The organism is Verrucomicrobiia bacterium, assembly GCA_026414565.1.
Lineage (GTDB): Bacteria > Verrucomicrobiota > Verrucomicrobiia > Limisphaerales > Fontisphaeraceae > Fontisphaera.
In genome coordinates, this window is record JAOAIT010000042.1 from 20183 (window position 1) to 28764 (window position 8582).

Annotated in this window: 8 protein-coding genes; 5 read left to right on the top strand and 3 right to left on the bottom strand. The window is 67.7% G+C overall.

Going from position 1 to position 8582, the window contains the following annotated elements; genetic code table 11:
* Nucleotides 1–12: 12 nt before the first annotated feature.
* Entirely contained in the window at nt 13–1065 is a 1053-nt protein-coding gene (gene purM, locus N3J91_09700) for a phosphoribosylformylglycinamidine cyclo-ligase (GenBank protein ID MCX8156703.1), read from the top strand.
* Here the strand turns inward: purM and recJ are convergent.
* A complete protein-coding gene (gene recJ, locus N3J91_09705) occupies nt 1062–2792 on the bottom strand; it encodes a single-stranded-DNA-specific exonuclease RecJ (GenBank protein ID MCX8156704.1) in 1731 nt (576 codons plus the stop codon). The genes purM and recJ overlap by 4 nt on opposite strands.
* Nucleotides 2793–2949: 157 nt before the next feature.
* Between recJ and N3J91_09710 the strand changes: the two genes are divergently transcribed.
* Entirely contained in the window at nt 2950–3765 is an 816-nt protein-coding gene (locus N3J91_09710; GenBank protein MCX8156705.1) for a DUF1559 domain-containing protein, read from the top strand.
* A gap of 34 nt (nt 3766–3799) precedes the next feature.
* Here N3J91_09710 and N3J91_09715 read toward each other — a convergent pair whose 3' ends face one another.
* The gene (locus N3J91_09715; protein MCX8156706.1) at nt 3800–4309 is read right to left on the bottom strand and encodes a putative molybdenum carrier protein; all 510 of its coding nucleotides are present in this window, start codon (nt 4307–4309) and stop codon (nt 3800–3802) included.
* A gap of 146 nt (nt 4310–4455) precedes the next feature.
* On the opposite strand from N3J91_09715, the gene N3J91_09720 reads away from it, so the two are divergent.
* The 3 genes from N3J91_09720 to xylB all read left to right on the top strand — a co-directional run bounded on the left by N3J91_09720 (nt 4456) and on the right by xylB (nt 6956).
* On the top strand, nt 4456–5010 hold the full coding sequence (locus N3J91_09720) for a DJ-1/PfpI family protein (GenBank protein ID MCX8156707.1): 555 nt from the start codon (nt 4456–4458) through the stop codon (nt 5008–5010).
* A gap of 6 nt (nt 5011–5016) precedes the next feature.
* Nucleotides 5017–5316 carry a hypothetical protein gene (locus N3J91_09725; protein MCX8156708.1) on the top strand — a complete coding sequence of 100 codons (300 nt, stop codon included), beginning with the start codon at nt 5017–5019 and terminating at the stop codon, nt 5314–5316.
* A gap of 113 nt (nt 5317–5429) precedes the next feature.
* Nucleotides 5430–6956 carry a xylulokinase gene (gene xylB, locus N3J91_09730; protein ID MCX8156709.1) on the top strand — a complete coding sequence of 509 codons (1527 nt, stop codon included), beginning with the start codon at nt 5430–5432 and terminating at the stop codon, nt 6954–6956.
* Here xylB and N3J91_09735 read toward each other — a convergent pair.
* Nucleotides 6925–8582 (bottom strand): arylsulfatase (locus N3J91_09735; protein MCX8156710.1); only part of this gene is annotated, 1658 nt, incomplete at its 5' end. The genes xylB and N3J91_09735 overlap by 32 nt on opposite strands.

Below are 8582 nucleotides of genomic sequence, written 5' to 3' on the forward strand. Positions count from 1 at the left end.
CATAACCGGCGCATGAAACAAAAAGCGTATGCGGCGGCCGGCGTGGACATTGACCTGGGCAACCGCGTCAAAGCCGGCCTGCCCCAATTGCTCGCGGCCACCCACCGCCGCGAAGTGCTGGGCAAGGTGGGCGGCTTTGGCGGCCTCTTTGCGCTCGACACCCGCAAATACCGCCAGCCGGTCCTCGTCTCCAGCGTGGACGGCGTGGGCACCAAGCTCAAAATCGCCTTCGCCCTCGACCGCCACGACACCATCGGCCAGGACCTCGTCAATCACTGCGTCAATGACATCGCCGTCCTCGGCGCCGAGCCGTTGTTCTTCCTCGATTACCTCGGCACCGGCGCCCTCGAACCCCGCGTCTTCACCGAGATCATCAAGGGCTTTGCCCTCGCCTGCGCCCAAAACCGCTGCGCCCTCATCGGCGGCGAAACCGCCCAGATGCCCGGCTTCTACCAGCCCGGCGAATACGATGTCAGCGGCACCATCGTGGGCGTCGTGGAAAAGGCGGCCATCCTCGACGGCCGCACCGTCAAGCCGGGCGACGCCCTCATCGGCCTGGCCTCCAGCGGCCTCCACACCAACGGCTACTCCCTGGCCCGCAAAATTTTCTTCGACCAGATGCGCCTTAAACCCACCAGCTACGTCCAGGAGCTGCGCAACACCATCGGCGAGGAGCTGTTGAAAGTGCACCTCAGCTACGGCCCGCTCGTCCAGGCCCTCCTCAAGCACTTCAACCGCCCCGGCCAGCCCCGCGCCCTCAAGGCGCTCGCTCACATCACCGGCGGCGGTTTCGTGGACAACCTCCCCCGCGTCCTCCCGCCCTCCTGCGATGCGGTAATCCGCAAAGGCACCTGGGACATCCTCCCCATCTTCCGCCTCCTCGCCGAGGCCGGCCGCGTCCCCGACGAGGAAATGTATCAGGTCTTCAACATGGGCGTGGGCATGGTGGCCATCGTCGCCGCCCAAAAAGCCGATGCCGTCCTCCGCTTCCTCCACCGCCGCCAACAACGGGCCTGGCTCATCGGCGAGATCGTCAAAGGCCGCCGCCGGGCGCGCGTCGTTTAAGCCGGCCGCCAGTCCAGCACCGTCAGTTGCACGCTGGTGTGGCCGTTGTATCGGTTGAGCTGCGGCCACACCGCCAGCTCAAACGTCCCCACCGGCCACGCCTTCTCCGCCCCATTCCACCACACCGCCTCCCCCGTGAACCGGCCATCCGTGACCCACAACTTCAAGTGCTGCTGTGCGCTGCCCATCCGCGCCGGCGCCCGTTGATTGCTGAGCCCCGTCACGCAAAGCTGCACCGGCGGATTCTGCTGGCCAAACGGCCCCAGCCGCTCCAGCGCCCCCACCAGCTCCACCGTCAATTCCCCCAGCCCCGCCACCGCATCCAGCCGCAGGGGCGGCTGCAACTGCTCCGCCCGAAGCTGCCGCCGCGCCACCTCATTCAACCGCGCCCGAAACGCCTCCAGATTCTCCGGCCGCAGCGATACCCCCGCCGCCATCTTGTGCCCCCCGTGCCGCTCCAGCAAATCGTGGCACTCCTGCAGCGCCGCCGCCAGATCAAACCCCTCAATGCTCCGCCCCGAGCCTCGCAACAACGGGCCGTCGCCCCCCAAAATAATGGTGGGCCGATAAAACGTTTGCAGCACCCGCGCCGCCACGATGCCCACCACCCCAATATGATAATCGGGATGACCCGCAACAATCACATAGTCCTGCTCCGGCTGAAAGGTGGCTTGCAGCTTCTCCAGCAACGTGCCCAGCATCTGCTTCTCCAGGCTCTGCCGCTCCCGGTTGCGGCGGTCCAAACTCGCCGCCAGCGGCTCGGCCTCCTCCAGCGTCTCGGCCAGCAGCAGCCGCAGCGCCTCCTCCGCCGACTCCAGCCGCCCGGCGGCGTTGACCCGCGGCCCCAGCACAAAGCCAATGTCCCGCACCCGCACCGGCTCCTTCACCTGCGCCACCGTTTTCAACGCCTGCAGCCCGGCCCGGCGCGTGGCATCCAGATGTTTCAGCCCCGCCGCCACCAAGATGCGGTTCTCCCCCACCAGCGGCACCAGATCCGCCACCGTCCCCAGCGCCACCAAATCCAGATACGGCCGCAAATCCGTGCCCATGAACTCGGCCACCTGCTGGCGGCGGCCCTCCCGGGTCAGCGCATGCGCCAGTTTGAAGGCCAGCCCCACCGAGCACAGCTCCGTAAAATCCGCCCCCTCCCCCCCCGCCCCGGACGCCGCCCCGCACCACGGATTCACCAGCGCCACCGCCGGCGGCCGGGCCCCGCCCCCCTGATGATGATCCAGTACGATCACCTCCACCCCTTCCTCACGCAGCCCGGCGATGATCTCCACCGCCGTCGTCCCGCAGTCCACCGCCAGCACCAAACGGCTCGGATGCTGCGCCAGACAGTTGCGCACCGCCTCCGCCGTCAACCCATACCCCTCCTCCAGCCGATGCGGCAGGTACGTCCGCACCGTCCACCCGTGACGGCTCAGAAAAAGCTGCAACAACGCCGTGGCTGATACCCCGTCCACATCATAATCCCCAAAAATCACCACCAGCTCCCCCTGCTCCCGCGCCGCCCACAGCCGGCTCACCGCCTCCCCCATGCCGGGAATGAGCAGCGGATCCTGCAATTGGCTCAGCCGCGGCTGCAAAAACCGCGCCGCCCGCGCCGGCTCCCCCTGCCCGCGATTGATCAAACACTGCGCCACCAGCGGCGCCACCCCCAGCTCCCGCGTCAGCCGCTCCACCCACAGCGGCTCCGCCGGCGCGATGTGCCACCGATATTTCATGCGCCGCCGCCCACGGCGGCACCGATGCTCTTGCCCAACATCACCCCCCTGATATACCCCATCCCGCCCCGCAAGCCAACCGGCCAGTGCCCCCCACCCCCCCACTTGCCTGTAACATCCTGAATACCCGCAGCGTCTGGTAAGTCAGATGAATTGTATGGCCGACACATCCGCCACCCGCTGCCGGCAGCGACACCAGGCCTTCACCCTGATTGAGCTGCTGGTGGTCATCGCCATCATCGCCCTCCTGGCCGGCATGCTGCTGCCCGCCCTCGCCTCCGCCAAGGAAGCCGGCAAGCGCATCCAATGCCTCAACAACCTCCGCCAGCTCGGCATGGCCCTGAAACTTTACATTGACGACAACGAAGGCCGCCTCCTCCCCCGCGCCCATCCCGTCCCCAACGACATCCAGCATCCCCGCTGGCCGCACCGCCTCCAGCCCACCTATCAAAATTTGAATGTCCTCCGCTGCCCCTCCGAAGGCGAACCGCCCCCGCCCCTGAGCCCCCCCGCCTGGCTCAACGGCTTGTACCCGGCCGACTTCGCCCCCCGCAGCTACATCTATAACTCCTTCAATGACTGGTACCTCGAATATTTCACCCGCCAGGGCCTCAGCGGCGGCGAGCTCCGCAACTGGCGCCGCATCGCCATGACCAACGAAGTCGGCGTCCCGGAATCCGCCATCCGCGACACCACCGCCACCGCCGTCTTCGGCGAGCGCGAGCTCGAATCCCGCCACTGGTATTTTGATTACGAAACTTACGAGGACATCACCCAGCTCGACCAAAACAAACACAACAACGCCAACCGCCGCTCCGAAACCTCCGGCGGCGCCAACTACATCTTCGCCGACGGCAGCGCCCGCTTCATGCGCTACGGCACCACCGTCGCCCCCATCAATATGTGGGCCGTCACCGAAAGCTGGCGCAACATCGGCGTCCCGCCCGCCGGCGGCGGCGTCTCCGGCGAATAACCAGGCCCCCTCCGCCCCTCCTCTCCCGGCCCCTTCACTGCCGCGCCGCTGACGGCGGCAATCCCGCCTTCCGCCGGGGCAGCAGCGCCTCGCTCAGCACCGCCTCCACAAACGCCCCAATCCCCGGCGCAAACGAGGCCCGCGGCCCCGCCACATTCAACACCCGGATGCGATGCCGCCGCAAAAACGCCCGCAACGCCCGCGCCGGCGACGGCGTTTGCCCCGCCACCAACACCAGCACCGGCCGCCCCAGCTTCCGCGCACATTCCCACGTGAACAACGTCCCCCCGCTCAACTCCGCATGACACGTGAAAATCACCGTCCCGTCCGAATCCCGCACATTCCACTCCGTCCGCTGCGCATACGCCGGCGACGGCGTCTCCTGCAGCCGGTAACAATCCTCCAGCCGCCCATCCTCCGCCAGCCGGCCCGCCGGACACCAGCCCCGATGCGGAAATCCGTGGCGCAGCGCAAAATCCAGCGCCGCCCGATCCGCGCCCGTCTGGCCGCCAGACACTATCACCATCGCCCGAGGGGAATTCATGGCCGCCCCTACTCTGCCACGCCCCACCGCCCCGCGCAATCGCCCAGGCGGCCCCGCCACCGCCCCTGCCGCCACCGCCGCCGCGCTTCCGGATTGCTTTTGTCCCCCCACCGCCTACACTCCCTCCCGCGCAAACCACACGATATATGAGCAAACGCATCCTCATCGTCACCGACGACGCCGGCGAGTCCCAGGAAATCTACTACGCCCGCCATCGCTTCCTCGAAGCGGGCTGGACGCCCGTCATCGCCGCCACCCAGAAAAAGCTCCTCAACACCGTCATCCACGATTTTGCCCCGGGCTGGAACACCTACATCGAAAAACCGGGCTACCTCATCCAGGCCGACCTGGCCCTCAAAGACGTCAAACCCGCCCAGTACCACGCCGCCCTGCTCATCGGCGGGCGGGCGCCCGAGTTTCTGCGCCACGACGCCCGCCTCATCAAAATCGTCCGCACCCTCCACCAGCAGGGCCGCTGGCTCCTGGCCATCTGCCACGGCGTCCAAATCCTCGTCGCCGCCGGCCTCGTCCACGGCCGCGAGCTCACCTGTTACTGCAACGTCCGCAACGAAGCCGAGCTCGCCGGCGCCCGCTGGCTCAACCGCCAGAGCGTCGTGGACCGCGAAAAGAAAATCATCACCGCCCAAACCTGGGAAAGTCACCCCGAGTTTTACCGCGACATCTTCACCCACCTCTCCTGACGCCCCATGGCCCTCACCCGACATTGCTTCAACTGCGGCTGGGAATACCCCCTCCGCGGCAACCCCGGCCGCACCGAAACCTGCCATCAATGCGGCGCCGACCTCAAGGTCTGCCTCAACTGCGTCCACTACGACCCCAAGGCGGCCGAGCAATGCCGCGAAAAACGCGCCGACCTCGTCCAGGAAAAACACCTCGCCAACTTCTGCGAGTACTTTGACTTCGCCCGCCGCGAATGGCGCGGCCGCGGCGCCAACGCCCGCGAAGACGCCGCCCGCGCCAGCCTCAAACGCCTCCTGGGCGATTAGGCCCCCGGCCCGCCGCCCCACCGGCCGGAGGCCGCCCCCGCGCACTTTCCCATTGCGCCGCCGGGCGCCTTTGCGTCATCCTCGGCAAAAAACAATACCTGCAGCTCAAACTTATGCGCACTCTGGTCATCGGCATAGATAGCGGCACCCAATCCACCAAGGTCCTCGTCGTGGACGCCAAAAACGGCAAAGTCCTCGGCAGCGCCTCCGAGGCGTATGACCTCCTCCCCAACCTCCCCCCCGGCGCCAAGGAGCAGCACCCCCACACCTGGCGCGACGCCACCGCCAAAGCCCTCAAAGCCGCCCTCAAGGCCGCCCGCGCCCCCCCCGCCGAAGTCAAGGCCATCGGCGTCAGCGGCCAGCAGCACGGCTTCGTGCCGCTCGACAAAAACGGCGAAGTCATCCGCCCCGCCAAGCTCTGGTGCGACACCTCCACCGCCGCCGAATGTGAGGAAATCATGGCCCAGGTCGGCGGCCTCAAAGCCACCATCAAAGCCCTCGGCAACGCCGTCCTCCCCGGCTTCACCGCCTCCAAAATCCTCTGGCTCAAAAAACACGAACCCCAAAACTACGCCCGCCTGGCCACCGTCCTCCTGCCCCACGATTATCTCAATTTCTGGCTCACCGGCCGCGCCGTCATGGAATACGGCGACGCCTCCGGCACCGCCCTCCTCGACGTCCGCAAACGCCAGTGGTGCGCCCCCGTCCTCAAAGCCATTGACCCCGCCCTCGCCCAAAAACTGCCCCCCCTCATCCCCAGTGACCAGCCCGCCGGTCTTCTCTGCGCCGCCACCGCCCGCGCCCTCGGCCTCCACGAAGGCACCCTCGTCAGCGCCGGCGGCGGCGACAACATGATGGGCGCCATCGGCACCGGCAACACCCGCCCCGGCGTCATCACCGCCAGCTTCGGCACCAGCGGCACCATCTACGCCTGCGCCGATAAACCCGTCGTGGACCCCCAGGGCGAAATCGCCGCCTTCTGCGATTCCACCAACCGCTGGCTCCCCCTCCTCTGTACCATGAACGTCACCGTCGCCACCGAAATGGTCCGCCGCGACTTCCAAATGGACCACGCCACCTTCGAAAAAACCGCCGCCAAGGCCCCCCCGGGCTGTGACGGCCTCATCCTCCTCCCCTACCTCGAAGGCGAGCGCACCCCCAACGTGCCCGACGGCACCGGCGTCTGGCTCGGCGTCACCCCGCGCACCTTCACCGCCGCCCACTTCGCCCGCTCCGCCATGGAAGGCGTCACCCTCGGCATGAACTACGGCCTCCGCCGCCTGGCCGGCCTGGGCGTCAAACCCGCCCAAATCCGCGCCACCGGCGGCGGCGCCAAATCCAAACTCTGGCGCCAGATCATGGCCGACATCTTCAACGCCGAAGTCGTCACCCTCAAGGTCGGCGAAGGCGCCGCCTACGGCGCCGCCCTCCAGGCCCTCTGGTGCTGGCGCCTCCAGGCCGGCGAAAAAGTCGCCATCCACGAAATCACCGACCATTTCGTCGCCCTCAACCGCGCCGAAACCACCGAGCCCGACCCCGCCCGCGCCAAAATCTACGCCGAGCTGCAGGCCCTCCAGGACGCCACCAGCCTGGCCCTGCGCAAAATCTTCACCCAGCACCGCCAGTGGGTGACCCGCTAGCCGGCGCCGCCGCCGGCCTCGGCTCCACCTTGGGCGCGCCGGCCGGTTTGGCCGGGCGTTTCCATATATCCACCGGCACCGCGTTGGCCTGACGCGGCCCCGGCGTGCTGCGCCCCTCCTGCACCACCTGCTCCAGCCGCCGCGTCAGGCGCTCCACCACCTCCGGATGCTCCCGCCAGAGATTCCGCGTCTCCCCCGGATCCCCCGCCAAATCATAAAGCTGCACCTCCGGCAACCCCTGCTGCCGCGCCGCCTCATCCCGCGGCTCCGACCAACCCCCGCTGCCGGGCGTCAGGCATAATTTCCACTGCCGCTCCCGCAGGGCAAACTTGCCGTTGATGGAATGGCACACCAAAGTGTCACGCCGCCCCTTTTCCCCCCGCAACACCGGCAGAAAACTGAGGCTGTCCTCGCCCGCCTTTGGCGGCAGGCTCACCCCCAGCAGCTCGGCGCACGTCGCCAAAAAATCCACCAGGCTCACCAGCTCCCCCGTCGTCGCGCCCGCCGGCGTCACCCCCGGCCACCGCACGATAAACGGCACCCGATGCCCCCCCTCCCAAATGTCCGCCTTGTACCCGCGCCACGGCCCGCTCGGCTCGTGCCCGGCCTCCCGCAGCGCCTTCACGTCCGCCTGCGGCGCGCAGCCGTTGTCACTGGTCAAGATCACCAGCGTGTTGGTGGCCAGCCCGTGCCGGTCCAGCGCCGCCAGCACCTGCCCCACCGCGTCATCCGTTTGCAGCACAAAATCCGCATACGGATTCAACCCGCTCCGCCCCTGCCACGGCTTGGTGGGCACAATCGGCGTATGCGGCGACGCCAGCGCCAGATACAGGAAAAACGGCCGCCCCGCCCGCGCCGCCTCCGCCTGCTGCCCAATCCACGCCACCGCATGCCGCGTAAGCTCCGGCAGCACCTGATCCGCCCGAAACTCCGGCGCCCCCGGCCCCAGCCGCGTGAACGCATTGGTCCGGCCCGGCATCATCGGAAAACGCTTGTTCACCGTCGGCGCCGAAATCACCCGGTCATTCAAAATGAACGTGTACGGCACCATGTCCAGCGAGCCTGCAATGCCAAAGAATTCATGAAATCCCGCCTGCAACGGCCCCCGCGCGATCGGCAGCAGATAATCCACACTCCCATGATGCTCGGCCGTCTCAATCCCGTTGGCCGGCGGCGCCGGTCGGCCCGGCACCCGCACCCAGTCCAGCCCCAAATGCCACTTCCCCACCACCGCCGTCTGATATCCCTGCCGCTGCAGCAGCTCCCCCACCGTCAGCCGCCCCGGCTCAATCAGCGAAGGCGAAAGACCCCCCAGCACCCCCGTCTGCAGCCGCGTGCGCCACGCATACCGCCCCGTCAACAGACTGTAGCGCGTGGGCGTGCACACCGAGGACGTGGTGTGCGCGTCGGTGAACCGCAGCCCCTCGGCCGCCAGCCGGTCCATGTGCGGCGTCTTGATTTTACCCTGCGGATGGTAGCAGCTCCCATCCCCATCCCCCAGACCATCGCACAAAATAAACACCAGGTTGGGTTTGCCGGCCCCGCCCGCCCCCCCGGCCACGAGCAGACCCGCCAGCACCGCGCACCACATGAGGATTCTCATGCCTTGCATGTAACGCCTGCCCC